The sequence below is a fragment of the Planifilum fimeticola genome (genome assembly GCF_003001905.1).
Lineage (GTDB): Bacteria > Bacillota > Bacilli > Thermoactinomycetales > DSM-44946 > Planifilum > Planifilum fimeticola.
On the sequence record NZ_PVNE01000042.1, the window covers coordinates 1 to 15,925 of the forward strand.

Annotated in this window: 15 protein-coding genes; 13 read left to right on the forward strand and 2 right to left on the reverse strand. The window is 51.1% G+C overall.

Features of this window, described 5'->3' with window-relative positions:
- Nucleotides 1-669 precede the first annotated feature (669 nt).
- The 13 genes from CLV97_RS17950 (at nt 670) to CLV97_RS16870 (ending at nt 12,938) form a co-directional block, all read left to right on the forward strand.
- Nucleotides 670-852, forward strand: coding sequence for a hypothetical protein (locus tag CLV97_RS17950; RefSeq protein WP_146130535.1), 183 nt, complete (start codon nt 670-672; stop codon nt 850-852).
- 142 nt (nt 853-994) lie between these two features.
- Nucleotides 995-2,041, forward strand: a complete 1,047-nt coding sequence (locus tag CLV97_RS16810) for a RecT family recombinase (protein ID WP_106346689.1) — start codon at nt 995-997, stop codon at nt 2,039-2,041.
- Between the two features lie 321 nt (nt 2,042-2,362).
- Nucleotides 2,363-3,070 (forward strand): hypothetical protein, encoded by a 708-nt coding sequence (locus CLV97_RS16820; protein ID WP_106346691.1) that lies wholly within the window; start codon nt 2,363-2,365, stop codon nt 3,068-3,070.
- A complete protein-coding gene (gene ssb / locus CLV97_RS16825; RefSeq protein ID WP_106346692.1) occupies nt 3,067-3,486 on the forward strand; it encodes a single-stranded DNA-binding protein in 420 nt (139 codons plus the stop codon). The genes CLV97_RS16820 and ssb overlap by 4 nt, the downstream gene beginning before the upstream one ends.
- 12 nt (nt 3,487-3,498) lie before the next feature.
- Nucleotides 3,499-4,212: a RecB family exonuclease gene (locus CLV97_RS16830; protein WP_106346701.1), complete on the forward strand. Its 714-nt coding sequence runs from the start codon at nt 3,499-3,501 to the stop codon at nt 4,210-4,212.
- Between the two features lie 75 nt (nt 4,213-4,287).
- Complete coding sequence (locus CLV97_RS16835; protein ID WP_245891689.1) at nt 4,288-4,656, forward strand: hypothetical protein; 369 nt, start codon at nt 4,288-4,290, stop codon at nt 4,654-4,656.
- A 22-nt stretch (nt 4,657-4,678) separates the two neighbouring features.
- Nucleotides 4,679-4,846: a hypothetical protein gene (locus CLV97_RS18285; protein ID WP_170070593.1), complete on the forward strand. Its 168-nt coding sequence runs from the start codon at nt 4,679-4,681 to the stop codon at nt 4,844-4,846.
- A 657-nt stretch (nt 4,847-5,503) separates the two neighbouring features.
- Nucleotides 5,504-6,907 (forward strand): group II intron reverse transcriptase/maturase, encoded by a 1,404-nt coding sequence (gene ltrA / locus CLV97_RS16845; RefSeq protein WP_106346693.1) that lies wholly within the window; start codon nt 5,504-5,506, stop codon nt 6,905-6,907.
- Nucleotides 6,908-7,393: 486 nt separating this feature from the next.
- Nucleotides 7,394-8,293, forward strand: a complete 900-nt coding sequence (locus CLV97_RS16850; RefSeq protein WP_106346694.1) for a DUF6744 family protein — start codon at nt 7,394-7,396, stop codon at nt 8,291-8,293.
- 96 nt (nt 8,294-8,389) lie between these two features.
- On the forward strand, nt 8,390-9,496 hold the full coding sequence (locus CLV97_RS16855; RefSeq protein ID WP_106346695.1) for an AAA family ATPase: 1,107 nt from the start codon (nt 8,390-8,392) through the stop codon (nt 9,494-9,496).
- A gap of 41 nt (nt 9,497-9,537) precedes the next feature.
- Nucleotides 9,538-9,888 (forward strand): hypothetical protein, encoded by a 351-nt coding sequence (locus tag CLV97_RS16860; RefSeq protein ID WP_106346696.1) that lies wholly within the window; start codon nt 9,538-9,540, stop codon nt 9,886-9,888.
- Between the two features lie 78 nt (nt 9,889-9,966).
- A complete protein-coding gene (locus CLV97_RS16865) occupies nt 9,967-11,427 on the forward strand; it encodes a VWA domain-containing protein (protein ID WP_245891690.1) in 1,461 nt (486 codons plus the stop codon).
- 1,229 nt (nt 11,428-12,656) lie between these two features.
- Nucleotides 12,657-12,938, forward strand: coding sequence for a hypothetical protein (locus tag CLV97_RS16870; protein ID WP_106346698.1), 282 nt, complete (start codon nt 12,657-12,659; stop codon nt 12,936-12,938).
- Here CLV97_RS16870 and CLV97_RS16875 read toward each other — a convergent pair.
- Nucleotides 12,916-14,166 carry an ATP-binding protein gene (locus tag CLV97_RS16875; RefSeq protein ID WP_106346699.1) on the reverse strand — a complete coding sequence of 417 codons (1,251 nt, stop codon included), beginning with the start codon at nt 14,164-14,166 and terminating at the stop codon, nt 12,916-12,918. The two genes, CLV97_RS16870 and CLV97_RS16875, sit on opposite strands and share 23 nt — an antisense overlap.
- 12 nt (nt 14,167-14,178) lie before the next feature.
- Nucleotides 14,179-14,808 carry a hypothetical protein gene (locus CLV97_RS17955; protein ID WP_146130536.1) on the reverse strand — a complete coding sequence of 210 codons (630 nt, stop codon included), beginning with the start codon at nt 14,806-14,808 and terminating at the stop codon, nt 14,179-14,181.
- Between the last annotated feature and the right edge of the window lie 1,117 nt (nt 14,809-15,925).

Below are 15,925 nucleotides of genomic sequence, written 5' to 3' on the forward strand. Positions count from 1 at the left end.
TCAGTTCTTCCAGATTGATATATTGAAACATCGCCATTTGGTTGCTCTTTTTTCCAAGCATCGAATCGTTCCTTTCGTTACAACTTTGAACCTCTGAATCCCTTCGACATTCAATCCCATATTCCCGCCAATATCGATGCTTTTTTCACAATGCTTCTAGATATCATGAAGAATACGGCTTCCGACGCGTGTTTGCTGCCAAACAACCAAGAAAGCGGTGTCGGGAGCCTGACTTTTCGTCCGCTCATGGAATGGCGGAAAAACATGCAAATTCCCTTGTTTTACGGAGGTGTGTTTGGTATAATTATTTCAAGAATCACTTGATTTTCATTCATTCTGTTGTTGACACACCTTCATTCAGTCAGACAGAAGGAAAGTCAGCACAAAGAGCTACCAAGCTGACAATCCTTGCACCTCCACGTCACCTCAGTGATGATCGGGAGGAAGCTGGAAGAACGGAGAAGTGAAGTACCGTTGCAAAGGTGGTTTGTTCTATCCGTGAAGGATGAACAAACCGTTTGAGTAGACGATTCAAAGCCGATGGAACCCTTCGGGGGACCGTCGGCTTTTTTGTTTTCAAAACTAAAAAGTGGTTTAAAAGACGTTTTGCCCAAAGCCCAAAGGGTGAAGCGTCTTTTTTTAATAAAAAGCAATGAAGAGGTGAAGAGAATGGACTGCCCAGTTAAACAAATGGAGATGGCCAAACTTCGTCAGAAGTTTCTTTCCGATCTGGTGCTGTGGCGTCCCCGCAATAAGCGGTCAGGGATCTACGATCACACCTTAAAGTCCTACGAGGTTCGTGACGGTTCCCGGGCTGACCGGAAAGATACCGATTCAGAGGGGGAGGTGTAGGCAGGACACACCCCAACCAAAAGGGTGGCGACCTACCGCCGACCGGCGGAGGGAGATTGGAATAAAAAATAAAAAGACATCTTGCCCACGATGGAGAGAGATGTCTTTTTATTAACAGTTATTAACAGAAGGAGGAGAGAGAATGAAAAAAGTTTTGTCCTTCTCCCAAGAACAAAAGTCTCTCATTTGGAAACGGTTTGTTCAGCCAGAAGGAGGAACGGAAGACGAAGCCAAGCATTTCATCGAAGTATGTGAGATGTTTGGTTTGAATCCGCTTTTGAACGACATCGTGTTTCAGCGATATGAAACACGACAAGGTCCACGAACGAATTTCATCACAACCCGTGATGGGTTAATCCGGATTGCATCGATGCACCCCGATTATGTGGGTGCGCCTGTGTCCAACGTTGTCCGGGAGGGAGACGAATTTGAATTTCTCCCTTCCGAAGGAAACGTCAAGCACAAGTTCGGGAAAAAAAGAGGGGGAATTATCGGGGCCTACGCGATTTTAAAACACCGTCGCTTTCACCCCGTCTCCGTATTCGTTGACTTTGAAGAATACTTCAAAGCCAACGCACGTTCCCAGGGAGGGCCTTCTCCGATCTGGGACAAGATGCCCTCAGCCATGATTCAAAAAGTTGCGGAGGTGTTTGTCCTGCGGCGCCAGTTCCCGCTCGGCGGCTTATACACTGTCGAGGAAATGGGGCTGGACGACATCGGGAATGGGGACCGCGGTATCGAATCAATCACGCCCATGCCCTCTCAATCCGTTTTTCAGCCGGAGAATGAACGGGAAAAGATGGAAACGAAGCGAGAATATGATAAACCAAGTTCTAAAGATTCCAAACAAAAGAAGCAACAAGAAGAGGCAGAGACAGAGACAGAGGAAGAGCAAGCAACACTTTCCGATGAAACGTCTTCTGTAACGTCTAACGAACAATCCAGAAAGTATGTATTGGTGAAACGGGAATCTGGCATATCTCCTTCCGGGATCCCCTTTACCAAAGTACAAGTAAAAGATGCCAGCAACGACGAAACGTTGCTGGTATTGGCGAAAGGGGAGGAAGGTGTCCAGCTGGCCGAACAAATTCCGGAAGACCAGCCGTTTCACATGGAGGTTCGCGAGGAAAACGGATTCAAGTTTTTGGAATCCGTTAACGGCCATAAAGCAATTGCAGGTGTCGCGTAATGATTACTGCGACGTTTACGGACGGGGTGGTGCTTATTTGCGTCATCCCGTCCAAATCCAAAACCGGCGTCTACCTAGTCAAGGTAGAGCCGAACGGCGACGAGCTTACTGTCATCCACCGTTGTCCAGCCCATCGTTTCCACACTATGTGTTCGCACGTGGAAAAAGCAGTGGCGTGTTACAAGCAATGGCGGTGGTGGGAAAGACCAAAGACGGTGCGGATAGAAAGCCGTGCAGTAATCCTCCAACCGGAATGGGAACAGATCCCGGTTCCCGGGAGTGTACAGGACACCGCCTTGCACGTTCTGAAGGGTGATGCCCATGCTTCCTGAGATTCTCCCCGTTGCCGAACGTCACGGATTGAAATTCGATCCGAAAACGCTCGGCAAGAAGGAGGCACGCGCAAAGTGCCCTTTCTGCAGGGCCGACTCCGCACCCGGCAAGGAGAGAAAGTTTTATCTTTCCCTGAACACCCAAGATCAAGTGTTCAAATGTTGGTTTTGCGGCGAATCCGGCGGCGTCTTCCGGTTCATCTCGTTGCTGGAAGGAATCCCGGAAAGCGACGTGATGGAGCGGTACCGGGAGCAGAAGGGCAAGGGATACAAGCCACACCCGGCAGAGCGTTTGTCTCTTCATCAGTACCGACTGATGGGGTACAAACAAAAGCCGGACTTTCTCGGTTTGCGAAAATGCGATTTACGCATTTATAAGCGCAAAAGAGACGAGTGTTGGCAGGATTGGCGGGACTTTGTCGCCGGGGAAAGACGATCGGCGTTTCAGACGCTGATCGTTGGTATCCACGGCATCAACTTTCAAGAGGCCGTTCAAAAGATCCGGGAGAGGGAGAAAGAGATCGGAGCAGAGTTGTTGAAACCCGTTCTGAACATCTACTCACTCTCCGAACGACCTGAATGGACGGAACAGGCGGAAGCCTTTGCGCTTCATGTCTGTGATCCTGAAAAATATCCGTTCCCTTCAACGGATCAGCAAATGAAGGGCGCTTGCAGAGCGGAAAGGAGTCCAAAATGATGAATCGCGTGACACTTGTTGGCCGGCTCACGAATGATCCGGAGTTGCGATACACCCCGAACGGTGTGGGCGTGTGTACGTTCACCTTGGCTGTCAACCGTCCGTTCACGAACCAGAACGGGGATCGTGAGGCGGATTTCATACGGGTGGTCGTTTGGAGAAAGGCGGCGGAAAGTACTGCCGAGTACCTGAAGAAAGGCAATTTGGCAGGGGTAGATGGGCGTCTTCAAACCCGGTCCTACGAGAAGAACGGCCAGCGCTTCTTCATCACAGAAGTGGTGGCGTCTTCCGTTCAGTTCCTGGAACCGAAAGGGAGCCGGAACCGTTCGCAACAGCAGTCGAAGTCGAATCAGAGAGACCCGTTCGCAGACGAAGGGGAACCTATTGAAATCCCCGATTCGGACCTGCCATTCTAGGCGGGAAGAATGATGATTTACTCCTTCTCCCGCCTGAGTCTTTACGAGACTTGCCCCCTCCGCTTTCGATTGAAATATATCGAAGGCCGGGAAGAGCCGGTGACGAAAGCGCTGGCGTTGGGGAAGGCGGTCCATAAAGGCATAGAGCGGGTCATTTCGGGGGACCGACATGAAGAAGCTGTTTTAAAGGGTTGGGCGGAGGCCGATTTCCACCCTGAGGTTTCCTTCGACGAAATCTCGGAACTGGTGGAAAAGGCCCCGATCTGCCCGCACATGGGGGAAACGGAGGTTTACTTCCGGCTCCCCCTTTCCGATTCGCCTACAGCCCCGGAGATCCAGGGGTACATCGACTTGGTTTCTGGAAATGTGCTGGTCGATTGGAAGTCGAACCGGCGGCCCTATGGGGTTCTTGACAATCACCAGGTGGGGTTGTACGCCTGGGCAGTCAGTCGGTTAAGAGGTGTGGATCAGGTCGAGGGCAGTTTGTATTTCCTCCGGTACCAAAAAGAAAGCAAACATGTCTTTGACAGCCACGACATGGAGCGTTCGCGGCAATGGGCGATTGTATTGGCAGAGAAGATCGACGAAAAGCGTTTGATCCTCGACTTGGCACCGGAAAAAGCGGATGACCTTTTTCCGGCTACGCCTTCGGGGGCCTGCAGACACTGCCCGTTCGCTGCGGAGTGTTTTAAAAAGTTTGGATCGGCATACTTGCCGTCCTCATAAAATCGCCTTCCACCCGGCGTAAAACGGTGGCATGAATCCCGTGCCGTCGCGCCGGGATTCATGGGAGGGAGGAATATGAGCTTCACGATGGAAACTACGGAAACCATCGAAACCGTTGATCAGGCAATTCGGCTTGCGGATGAGATTGAGAGGGTAGAAGCCGCGCTGAAGTCCATGAAGCAAGAGCTAAAGCGTTTCGTGGACGAAAACGGCCCGGTAGAAACCCGAGATAGGGTTTGGGGCTACGTGACTTCCGTCTCTTGGGAATTCGAGGCGGATGGCCTTAAGAGAATGGCTCAAGAGATCGCCTTGGAAGGGATGAATCCGTGGGAGTTGTTGACTCTCTCTGCCGTTAGCTTGAAGAAGTTGGGCTGGGGAGAGGACGTGCTGTCCCAATACGGACGTAAAAAAGAGACGCGGAGATTTGCGTCTCGCAAGAAATGATTACTTGGAGGGATGATGAAGAATGGAAAAATCATATGTGGTGTTTACTTATGAGGAACTAACAGGTCGGGTGCAGGACTTTGAAGTCTTCTTCGACAAGCAGGAAGCGGAGGAGGAACAGGCACGGCGGCAACAACTATTCGACGATGAGCGGCTGTTTTGTACAGCCCTCATGAAGGAGTTGGTGTAAATCGGCAAAGGAGATGGCGCACCATCAAAGTGAGGTGGCAAAAGTGAACCCTCGGAGGCGGTCACGTTGCGGCAAGTGCGGACCGCCGCAGGAGCCGATCCGATTTTGACGAAATGATCGAATGGACCAAGGTTCAGGATGCTTACACAGAGCAGGCATTCTCCCCGAAGTGCCATGGGAGGAGAAATTCATCCTGAGCCAAGCCGGATGAACAGAAACCCATCGGAGATTTTTCCGATGGGTTTGTTTTTGTGCGCCCGGCATGGGCGCTCTCTATAGGGTGAAAGTCCCGAACGGCGAAGGTAGCAGTAGCCGTTAGCTCAAGGCAAGGGTGCCCGTGGCGACGCGGGATCTGAAGGAAGCCGGCGGCAAACCTCCGACCCGACGAACAGGAACCCCATAGGAGGCTGTCCTTGCTTGGATGAGTCTGCGAAACAAGACAAAGTCCTTGCTGCCGAAGGGCAGGGGCAGTAAATGGGGCGGGTGGATGGAGGGAAAGAGAGCGTCCTTACCCGGGGAGGCCTGTCATGGACCGAGTGACTCGGTAACCCCCGCCGGGAGGCGGGGCTGGCATGGCAGGAGTCAGCAGAGGCCATAGTACGCGGGTGGTGCACCACCTGCGGAAGGGCCGAACGTCAAGACAAGGGAGGGAACCGAATGAGCTCGACGGGCAAGCGGAGACAGCAGAAAACCCCGGATGGGGCCTGTCTTCCGGAGGAAGCGGTGAATCCGCGGGGGACGGAAGAAGGGCCGAGTTTGCCTGCGGCGCGAAACGGAACTCCCTCCCCGGAGGCCACAGCATACCCCTTGCTGGAGAAGATGTTGGAGAGAGACAACATGATCCGGGCATACAAGCGAGTGGTGGCAAACGGAGGGGCTCCCGGGGTCGACGGAGTGGACGTGAAAAACCTCAAGTCCCACCTGGCGAACCACTGGGAGGCGATCAAGCAGGAACTCCGGAACGGGACCTACCGGCCCGCGCCCGTGAAAAGGCGAGACATCCCAAAGCCCGGAGGCGGGACACGGATGCTGGGGATCCCGACCACCACCGACCGGCTGATCCAGCAGGCGCTGCTCCAGGTATTGACCCCGATCTTCGACCCGGGATTTTCGGAGCACAGCTACGGGTTCCGGCCGGGGAGAAGGGCACACGACGCCGTCAGGAAAGCGAGGCAAACCATGGAAGAAGGCTACCGGGTCGTGGTGGACATCGATCTGGAGAAATTCTTCGACCGGGTCAACCACGACATCCTCATGGCCCGGGTGGCCCGGAAAGTGAAGGACAAGCGGGTCCTTCGCCTGATCCGTTCCTACCTGGAAGCGGGCATGATGGAAAACGGCGTACGGGTCGCCACGGGAGAAGGCACGCCGCAAGGCGGCCCGTTGAGTCCGCTTTTGGCCAACATTCTCCTGGATGACCTGGACAGGGAGCTGGAGAAACGGGGCTTGAGGTTCGTCCGTTATGCGGATGATTGTAACATCTACGTCAAGAGCTTCCGGGCCGGACAGCGTGTGATGGAGAGCATCACCCGCTTCCTGGAACAGAAGCTCAAGCTTCGGGTGAACCGGAAGAAAAGCGCCGTGGATCGCCCGTGGAGGCGGAAGTTTCTCGGATTCAGCTTCTACCAGGGGAAGAATGGAACGGGAATTCGGCTGGCACCGGAAACCGTCCGCCGAGTGAAGGATCAAATCCGGAGACGGACGAAACGGAACCGGTCGCAGCCGATGGCGGAGCGGATCGAGAAACTCAACCAGTACCTGAAAGGATGGGTGGGCTACTTTGCCTTGGCGGACGCCCGAAACATTCTGAGGCAACTGGACGAGTGGATTCGCCGCCGACTCCGGGCCTGCCTGTGGACGCAGTGGAAGCGGGTCCGCACCCGGATTCGGGAACTGCGGTCATTGGGATTGCCCGATGCAGCCGTCTTCACGATTGCCAACACGAGAAAAGGCCCATGGCGGGCCTCTCTCTTCCTGAACAGCGCACTGAACAAAGCTTATTGGTCGGATCAAAATTTGGTCAGCCTGGAGCAAAGGTATCTGTCCATCCGCAAGTCATGACGAACCGCCGTATACCGAACGGTACGTACGGTGGTGTGAGGGGACGGCGGGGAGACCCCGCCTCCTACTCGATTCTTGTTGAAACTGCCTTGATCTGCTATAATTATCTTATAATACGTTCTTTTGTTTTTCGGCCATCGTATCACCCATTTGCAGGTGAAAGCTTGGCAGGAATGTATTGCCCTTGCACCTCCACATCACATCGGTGATGATCAGGAGGAAACCGGGTCGGCGGGTACCGTCACAAAAACTTGTCATCATTGCGCGATAGCGCATTTAAAAGAACCGAGTTCATCTCGTAAAAGGGATGAGGTCGGTTTTTTTGCGTTTTATAGGGAAGGAGAAGGTCTAAAGTTGTACCAATAGGTGAAAGGAACTTGAAGTGAAATAAGAGTTAAAACGACACCTGAGCGAGCGACAGAAAAACACATTTAACCATCAAAGGTTAGATGTGTTTTTTATTTAATCAAACAAGGAGGAGTTAAAATGGCGATCGACATTCAAAATGTAGTGGCCGTCCGGAACGAGCAGCAGGAAGGGATTATTGGCCACCTCATGTGGTATTCAGTGGGGGGGCAGTTAATCCGGCGGGATGAATTGGAGCAGAAGCTGTTGGCTGCCGGATTGGACAAAGGCTGGATGCCGAATCCCATTCGGCCTCCCGATGCTTTTCGTCGGGCCACCAGTGAGATCCAGACTCGAAGGGCTACGGCGCAAGCGGATGTCTACGAGAACTACCTTGTCCGAGAAGTATATTCAGACAAGGACATGGTTCAACGAAACATCGTGGTCGAAACGGTGGATCAGCGGGGGAAACGCCTTGACTACAATAGTCGGGCGGCTGTCTTGACGCTGGACAAAAAGACCCAGAACATTTCCATTGTATCCTCCTACCCTCCCGCGGAGGAACTTGCTCGTGAAGCGGAGCGGAAGTATTACCTGTACCGCGATCACTACTCGGCCCAGCATCTTCGCGTAATGCTAGCGAATATTTTGAAGTCGCTGGCGCCGACACCGGTGAGGCCCAGTGGGGGAGTGTACTTCGTTCCTTCGGTTCACACAGAAGGTTTGGTGAAGCTGTGCCGATTTGCCAGTTCGTTAGAAAACAGCGAGGGATTCAAAGTGCCGCTGGTCGACACTTTGGATAACCGAAAGTTGGTGACGCACAAGCTTCGAGAGCACTTTGAAAGAGTGCTGGATGAGTGCCGATCTGCAGAAACGGGCCATCTTAAGAAAGGGCAAGTCAAGGAGATCATTGACGAAGCCCGACGTATCATCGGTCAGTACAAGGATTATCGAAGCCTTGTCACCGAAGATTTTAAAACAATGGAGGCTTACATCGCAAAGATACGCGTCCAAGTGGCGCAATTGGTGGAAGCCGTTTAGCCGTTTAAGAGACGATGAGCAGATTCAAAGGCCGAGTATTTCCGGCAATTCGGAGATGCTTGGCCTTTTTACATTTTAAAAAAGGGAGAGATCGGCATGTTCCAAAAGATCATTGAAATCAAAAATGCTCTCAACACCAGGTTTTTCGAAAGAGAGCGTGAAGTCGAAGCCCTGCTGATTGCCCTGTTGGCCCGTCAGCATTTACTGTTGATCGGTCCGGCAGGAACAGCCAAGTCCGCTTTATCGGCGGAATTGGCAAAGATCGTGCAGGGGGCAAACTACTTCCAATGGCTGCTGACCCGGTTCAGCACGCCGGAGGAACTGTTCGGGCCGCTGAGCCTCAAAGAGTTGGAGAAAGGTGTGTATAAACGAAATACAGCAGGAAAAATGCCTGAAGCACACATTGTTTTTCTTGATGAGATATTCAAAAGCAATTCTGCTATCTTGAACAGCTTACTGACGTTAATCAACGAAAGGGTATTTTACAACAATGGGACACCCGTTCAGACGCCTCTGATGACGATTGTGGGGGCGTCCAACGAATACCCGGAAGAGGGCGAAGGACTGGAAGCCTTGTTCGACCGTTTTCTGCTCCGATGTGAAGTGGATTACATCGTGGACGACCAGTGCTTTATCTCCATGTTGAAAGGGACCAGAGCGAATCAGGCTATGCCGTCGATCACGCTGGATGAACTGCGACAGTTTCAATTTTATGCCGACATGGTAGACATCCCGGATGAAGTCTACCAGACGCTGGCAACGATTCGCCGCAAACTGCGGGACGAAGGCATCCGGCCTTCTGACCGACGTTTCCGACAGTCCTTGAGGCTGTTGCAGGCAAAAGCATTGATTGAGCAACGACAGACCGTCGAGTTGAAAGACATCCTGATCCTTTCCCATGCCCTGTGGGAAACGGTGGATCAGAAAGAAATCGTGTCCGGAATTGTCAAGGAGAACGCACAAGACCGGATTACGACGGAACTGGAACGGATTGAAGCTGAAAGTACTGACATCTTGGCCGCTGTTCGAGAGAATGGCTCGACAGATGCCGGGCTTGAGGCGACGCAGAAATTAAAAGCGTTGGAAGCACAGTTGAAGCGGCTTTCTGCCGAGCATTCAGACCGGAAAGCAGAAATTCTACCCCTGCTTAAAAAGGTTATGGAAAGGAAACGGTTTGTAACCGAGACGATTTTGGGAGTCTGAAACCAGGGAGCAGGAGACCGCCTTTCCGGGAGGAGTCAATCATGCTCATCGTAAAGAAATGGTCGAAAACCGATAGTAGCTGGGGAATTTGGGACAGTGAGAAAAATGACTGGGTACGTAATCACGTTAATGAGCGTATGTGGGCTTCAACACGTGAGGACGCAGAACGCATATTGGCGGTGCTGGAAAAGGCTCGGTTCAAGCCTGGACAAAAGGCGCGATATGTGCGTTACAGAAATCACTCCCAAATCGTAACGATAGTAAGTTGGGATGTATGGTTTTACGAAAAACCGTACTACCATGTGAAAGGGAATGACGGAGTTACTTACTTTGCGTGGGAATATGATTTGGAAGAAATTAGTGAAAATGTAAGGAAGAAAATCGACAGGTAAATTACTAACAAACTTCAATTGACATGCCAAAGAAGGGGAACTTCTTTGGCATGTTTCCTTTAAAAGGAGCGACTGACTGTGTATCGAAAAATCAAATCCGTTTTAAACACGGATGCGTTCGATAAAAGACGTTTCAATGAGATATTCAACATGTCCAAGCAGTTACAGAAATTGAATGAAGCGGGTGAACAACGCTTGCCGACATTCCCTGATCTGCTCGGGGACATATGGGCCTCCCTTTACAAAATGAGGCCTGAAATCAAGGAAGAAGTGGACACGGATTTATCTGCAAACAAGCAACTCATGGAAACGATCATGAACGATGACTCTTTTCAAAATTTCCGTGAGTTCACTTGCCTCGACGACCTTTCGTCAGCCATCGGTACAGTCAAGTTTGGTGAGAAAACCAATGACTGGCTTGCCGAACAGGAACGGAGAAACGAGGAACTCAGAAAGCGGATGGAGGAGGTCCGGAAGCTGCAACAGCAACTCCAACAACAGAAAGAGAAAGCATCGGAGTCAGAGAGTGAGGATGAAGGGGCTAGAGAGCAGGATATCCGGCGGAGTCTTCAGCAGGAAATGGAACAGGTCGCACAAGAACTCCAAAAGTCCTTGGGACAGCATGGCAAGTCAGACTTCAGCCAAGCCATGGCGGAAGCGGTAAAAGAAACGAAACAAACAAAAAGCGATCTGAAATCACTTGTCGGTGGTATTACTGCCGGGAGCGGGGAAGCCGAACTGAAAAAAGTTCCGCTTCGGGATCAGATCGCGCTGGCTGAGAAAATGACTTACAATCGTAAACTGAAGGAAATTGCGGAGTGGGCCGGGCGGTTTAAACGGATTGCCCGGAAGAAGCAACGTTTCAAGTACCAGGAATCCGTTGACCGAAGTGGTGTGACCTTAGGCAATCAGGTGGAACGCTTGTTGCCCATGGAACTAGGAATGTATTCCCATCCAGCCACAAGAGTGGATTTCCTGCGCCGTTTTGCCGAAGGACAGACGATGCAGTATGAGCAAAAGGGGAAGGAAACGTTGGGGAAAGGACCGATTGTCCTTTGTCTTGACCAATCCGGGAGTATGTCGGGATTGGACAGTCAAGCCAAAGGCTTCGCTCTTGCGCTGATGTCAATTGCCCGGAAACAGAAGCGGGACTTTGCGCTGATCCTGTTTTCCGTAAGTACCCGCACTTTCCGCTATCCGAAGGGGAAAATAACCCCCAAGGACATGGTGACCCTGGCGGAGACATTCTTATCCGGTGGTACGTATTTTGACCGTCCGCTGGAAGAAGCGTTAAGAGTAATCGAGGAGAGTCGTTTTCAGCAGGCGGACGTGGTGTTTGTGACGGATGGGGAGTCGTATTTGAAGGAGGATTTTGTTGAAAGGTTTAATGCGAAGAAACGAGAGAAGGAGTTCCATGTATTGAGTCTCTTGTTGGGGGTTGAAAGCACGGAAGTCGTGAAACAGTTTTCAGATGAGGTTTTAAAGTCAAAGGACTTCGATGATGAATCCGGTCATGTTGTCTTTCAAATCACAGGGTAACGGGGAGCCAATCTCCCCGTTTTTTTATTGGTGCGCCCGGCATGGGCGCTCTCTATAGGGTGAAAGTCCCGAACGGCGAAGGCAGCAGTAGCCGTTAGCTCAAGGCAAGGGTACCCGCGGCGACGCGGGATCTGAAGGAAGCCGGCGGCAAACCTCCGGCCCGACGAACAGGAACCCCATAGGAGGCTGTCCTTGCTTGGATGAGTTCGCAACACAAATAGTCCTTGCTGCCGAAGGGCAGGGCGGTAAATGGGGCGGGTGGAGGGAGGGAAAGGAAGCGTAACCCCGCCGGGACGGGGCTGGCATGGCGGGAGTCAATAGAGGCCATATTACTCGGTGGTGCACAACCTACGGAAGGGCTGAAAGTCAGGACAAGTGAGGGAACCGAATAAACTCGACGGGTAAGTGGAGACAGCGAAAACCCCGGATGGGACCTGTTTTCCGAAGGGAGTGGTGAACACGCGGGGGACGGAAGAAGGGCCGTGTATGTTTGCGGTACGAAACGGAATTTCCTCCCTGGAAACCCCGAGTACCGCCGGTTATGCCACGGGGTTCGCACAACTCGAAAAACCCTGCGGTCTTTTTAAATAATATCTTCACAGGCACAAACAATAGACTCTTGTTAGCAGGATCACTCGAGATTCGCGCAAAACAGATTGAAACACCAATATTGATGCGGTATTGTGAAGGTGGTCTCATCCATAGCGAAAGCTATGGCTACATTGCAGCGCCTGCTCGTACAACTCGAGGCTGTAAGGCAACCCGTCTCATCCATAGCAATAGCTATTGCTATATTGCAGCGACCGGGTTGCGCCAACAGATTCCTTAATACTGCCGCCATATTCACATGTGGGGCCATCCATCGTACCATTTGAGGTCCCTCCCCTTCCCTTGCGGGTTGAAGTGTTTTGTGACATCCTCCCCCCAATCAATTGGGGGGCATCCCGTCGCGGGACGGTGGCTTGAAGCCGCAGGTTAGCCCAGTTCAGTTTATAACTTTGTGTTTCCTCTGTCGTGTGGATGGCGGCCGTACGAGCTGATCGCCAAGAATCCGCAGAAGTCAGATTCTTTAATCCAGCGGAACTTCCTGTCGATATGCTTCCTATGCATCCACAGTGGTTGATGGATGCATTAGCATCCGATTTCTCTGCATTTATAAGATAGAGGTTTCTAGGTGTTGTGACATCCTCCCCTGAATGAATTCGGGGGCATCCACTTAGGATGTGAGCATGAATCTGAACAAAGAATTTGCGGTGGAACTGGTAGAGGTGGTCCGGCATAGTTTGAAAAAGGATTTCGAAGAGATCCACCGCCGCTTGGACAGCATTGAGTCCCGGCTGGAACGAGTGGAAGGACAACTTGCAGAAGTGTCGGAAAAGGTGCGGTATGTGGTTGAGACGACTCCGTCGATCATCAGAGCCAATCAGTCAACCCTCTGGAACATGGAAAAGACACCAGTGGCGTTTTGTGCGACTGACGTCCCTTTGCTTACTTGCTTGGGAACAGAGTAGTAGAAAGTTGGTCTAGTAGAGTAATTTCCCCTTTCCACCGTTCGACGAGTTCATCAACGGTGAATTGGGCAGGGAGCTTTCCTTGTGGAAAGAATTGAGCAAGTTGCCCTGCCTTTTCTGCCGATTTCCCGAGTACTACAATCTCAAGTCTCTTTTTCATGTACTCGGCCCAAAAAGCTTTTAGATCGCTTTCGTCACATGAACCAAGAGTTGAGCGGAAGAGGTTCTCTAAGTCCTCATTAAGGTGAAAGTTGTACTCGAGTCCTCGAAGAATTAGATATAGCAAAACGCCGGTCGTATATAACCCCACGGAGACACCGAATGCCTCTTGAACATGCACACAGGAATTCTGCACTGCACTTCGTTCATTCGGGAGTTCGTACCCCACAACGATGCTCGGTGGGTTAACGGCCAATTGGAAGCGGGATTCAATCAGAGCTGCATTTTCCACAGCTTGGCGAGCAGCCCCAGGTTCAATACGACGTATTTCGGAGGGTGCCTTAATCTCAATGGGCATAACCCAAGGGTTGAGCACAATGCCGTCGAACCGCCATTGGGTGTCACCGGTTTTCCCGATAGCAGCCTTGGTTCCCAATGCTCTGAAGAAATTCCTAACTAGAGGGTAATAGTGCTCCTGTTTTAGACCAGCGGGGGATACGATATTGGGATCGATAATCTTCTTCTGGAACAAGGCAATCTCATGGACAATCTGGTCCGGATCAACAGACCAAACAGTGGGCGTTTTACTGAGTGTCTCTTGCCATTCAACTGTTGCCGCCTTGGCTTCCATACGTGTTCCGTTAAGCTCCTTTGTCCAACTGGGTGTCGCTGAATCATATTCGATTTCATTCTGGTCGTTCCAGTAAAGCGCACCAACGGGGCACCGAATAATGCAGAGTTGACAGTGAACACATATGTCCATATCAATCTTTGGGGAGTTGTTGTCACCATATCTAATAGTGTTGGTAGGGCATACCTGAGTAGGTTTATTGTTGGGCACCCCCTTTTCATCTACCTTCGATTCATGGGGGAGGTATTCAATACAGGGAGCGGGGTGACATTTAAGGCAAGCTGCCTCTACTTCGCTCCCGTCCGCCAGGAGTAAAGTAGCAGGCTGGCTGAGGGTACGAGTAATTGCCTTGGGTGGCCACAGTTTTTTTTTCGGAACTCGATACGTTGTGTCCTCATCTTCATGTCCTACTGGGCTGAACAAATCGTCTAGACTCATCTTTGTTACCTCCTAACGGACCAACTTCTCTGCATGAAGTAGAACTCTTGAAGGTAATTGCTGACTGGGTTCAAACAGGATCGGCAGCGGCTTCAACTTGCCAGAACGAACAGTGTCAACCTTGACTCCGAGATTCCTTAACACTGATGCGCCACGATCAAGTTTGGCTGCTAATGTAGCATCGATTTCGCGACAGGCCTTGGATGCCATGAAAAGTACAACTAGCCAGGCAAGGTCTTTTTCATCGGCTCCCTGCAGATCCTGCCAACGAATATCTTTCAGAGTCGATACTCGGGTTAATTCCTCTCGTCCTGCATTCGTGAGAGTGTTCACTTGAACATGTCGAGCCTTGGATGGACCAAGCTCGGTCACGTATTCCTGTCTTACGTTGTGGGGTAGTTCCTTGGCCGTTTTAACCTCGAACCATCCTACATCCCGAATGACAGCCAAGGTGAACCGAGTATAGTTAGCCAAGCTCGAGAACTGAACAGGGGTGCCATCGGCTTTGGAATTGGAACGCAAGAAAGCATCCATGGCGCTCTCAAAGGATGCTTGACCAGTTCGCCACGCCTTTATCTTGTCGGTACATATCTTGACGGCCTTGGCACTACGGTCATTGGAAACCTCTAGGGCTGTCAGCATCATTTCTTCCCTGGTAAGATAGCCTCCAACGGCTTCTGCAACTCGAAGGATTAACAGGAATGTCCGTTGCGAGTACCCATAGTTAGCGTTCGTGTGAGGATGTGGAAAGCAAACGTTCAGCAGAGATGAACGAAGTAACTCATGCTCACTGATAACCCTGCTCCGGCTTTTGATGGTATCGAATGTCGCCCCGGTGAATTTGCTAACTTGTCTTCCCAGTGGAGTCACCAGAAATCGGCTCCGAGAGTCTGGCACAGGCATTAACCAGCCCAAGATGCGGAACAACTCGGTAATCATCTTCATCTGGTTGAAAACGGAATCTAGTGATCGGTCTGCATTGTAGCTCAGTTCCTTTGCCTTACGACCTATTTGTCCTTTAGACGTAACATGGCCTTGCTCTGTCGCTCTTATTCCAAAGTCGTCGTGATCGAGACCGTCCTCTGGCCACCCTGCCTCTTCGAATGCTTGAATGATAACGTCTCGTAAAATGTCACGAGCACGGATGACATTTGAAATTGGGTTGGGAAGGCGAATCAGGGGAGGACACCTCCTAATTCTCACTAGTACACAGTTGTAATTATGTAGAAAGCAATCGCTTACGGTAGAGATGAAACTGAGCGGTGGCTTGATGCCGTCTGCGCCAGTACGACCAAGCCCAGACATGAATCAACGGAACAACTTGTTGCCAAATGACTATTTCCAGGAGCTGCGCTTCCAAAACTTCAGGGGAATAACAGTCCCGGCTGCATTTGAATGAAGTAAATATCTGGAAGGATCCCCTCCCGATTCGTTCGGGCAAGGTTTCAAAAGACTTTGCCCAATCAGATATTCGTTGTCCGGTGGATGGAGCGTTTTACGGAGATATTGCGGAGTTAGCGGAGTCATTAGAATTCCTCCCGAATCTTTCTTATCACTTCAGGAGTTTATACAATAAATTAACTATTTTCAACTATAGTACTAGAAGCGTTGTGAAAAAAGCATCGATATTGGCGGGAATACGGGATTGAATGTCGAAGGGATTTAGAGGTTCAAAGTTGTAACGAAAGGAACGATTCGATGCTTGGAAAAAAGAGCAACCAAATGGCGATGTTTCAATATATCAATCTGGAAGAACTGA

Bases quoted from the DNA above. Each gene is read 5' to 3' on its own strand.
- CLV97_RS17955 (WP_146130536.1), bottom strand. From the start codon at position 14,808: ATGCTGACAGCCCTAGAGGTTTCCAATGACCGTAGTGCCAAGGCCGTC.
- CLV97_RS16860 (WP_106346696.1), top strand. From the start codon at position 9,538: ATGCTCATCGTAAAGAAATGGTCGAAAACCGATAGTAGCTGGGGAATT.
- CLV97_RS18285 (WP_170070593.1), top strand. From the start codon at position 4,679: ATGGAAAAATCATATGTGGTGTTTACTTATGAGGAACTAACAGGTCGG.
- CLV97_RS16850 (WP_106346694.1), top strand. From the start codon at position 7,394: ATGGCGATCGACATTCAAAATGTAGTGGCCGTCCGGAACGAGCAGCAG.
- CLV97_RS16820 (WP_106346691.1), top strand. From the start codon at position 2,363: ATGCTTCCTGAGATTCTCCCCGTTGCCGAACGTCACGGATTGAAATTC.
- CLV97_RS16875 (WP_106346699.1), bottom strand. From the start codon at position 14,166: ATGAGTCTAGACGATTTGTTCAGCCCAGTAGGACATGAAGATGAGGAC.
- CLV97_RS16870 (WP_106346698.1), top strand. From the start codon at position 12,657: ATGAATCTGAACAAAGAATTTGCGGTGGAACTGGTAGAGGTGGTCCGG.
- CLV97_RS16835 (WP_245891689.1), top strand. From the start codon at position 4,288: ATGAGCTTCACGATGGAAACTACGGAAACCATCGAAACCGTTGATCAG.
- CLV97_RS16855 (WP_106346695.1), top strand. From the start codon at position 8,390: ATGTTCCAAAAGATCATTGAAATCAAAAATGCTCTCAACACCAGGTTT.
- CLV97_RS16830 (WP_106346701.1), top strand. From the start codon at position 3,499: ATGATTTACTCCTTCTCCCGCCTGAGTCTTTACGAGACTTGCCCCCTC.
- ltrA (WP_106346693.1), top strand. From the start codon at position 5,504: ATGAGCTCGACGGGCAAGCGGAGACAGCAGAAAACCCCGGATGGGGCC.
- ssb (WP_106346692.1), top strand. From the start codon at position 3,067: ATGATGAATCGCGTGACACTTGTTGGCCGGCTCACGAATGATCCGGAG.
- CLV97_RS17950 (WP_146130535.1), top strand. From the start codon at position 670: ATGGACTGCCCAGTTAAACAAATGGAGATGGCCAAACTTCGTCAGAAG.
- CLV97_RS16810 (WP_106346689.1), top strand. From the start codon at position 995: ATGAAAAAAGTTTTGTCCTTCTCCCAAGAACAAAAGTCTCTCATTTGG.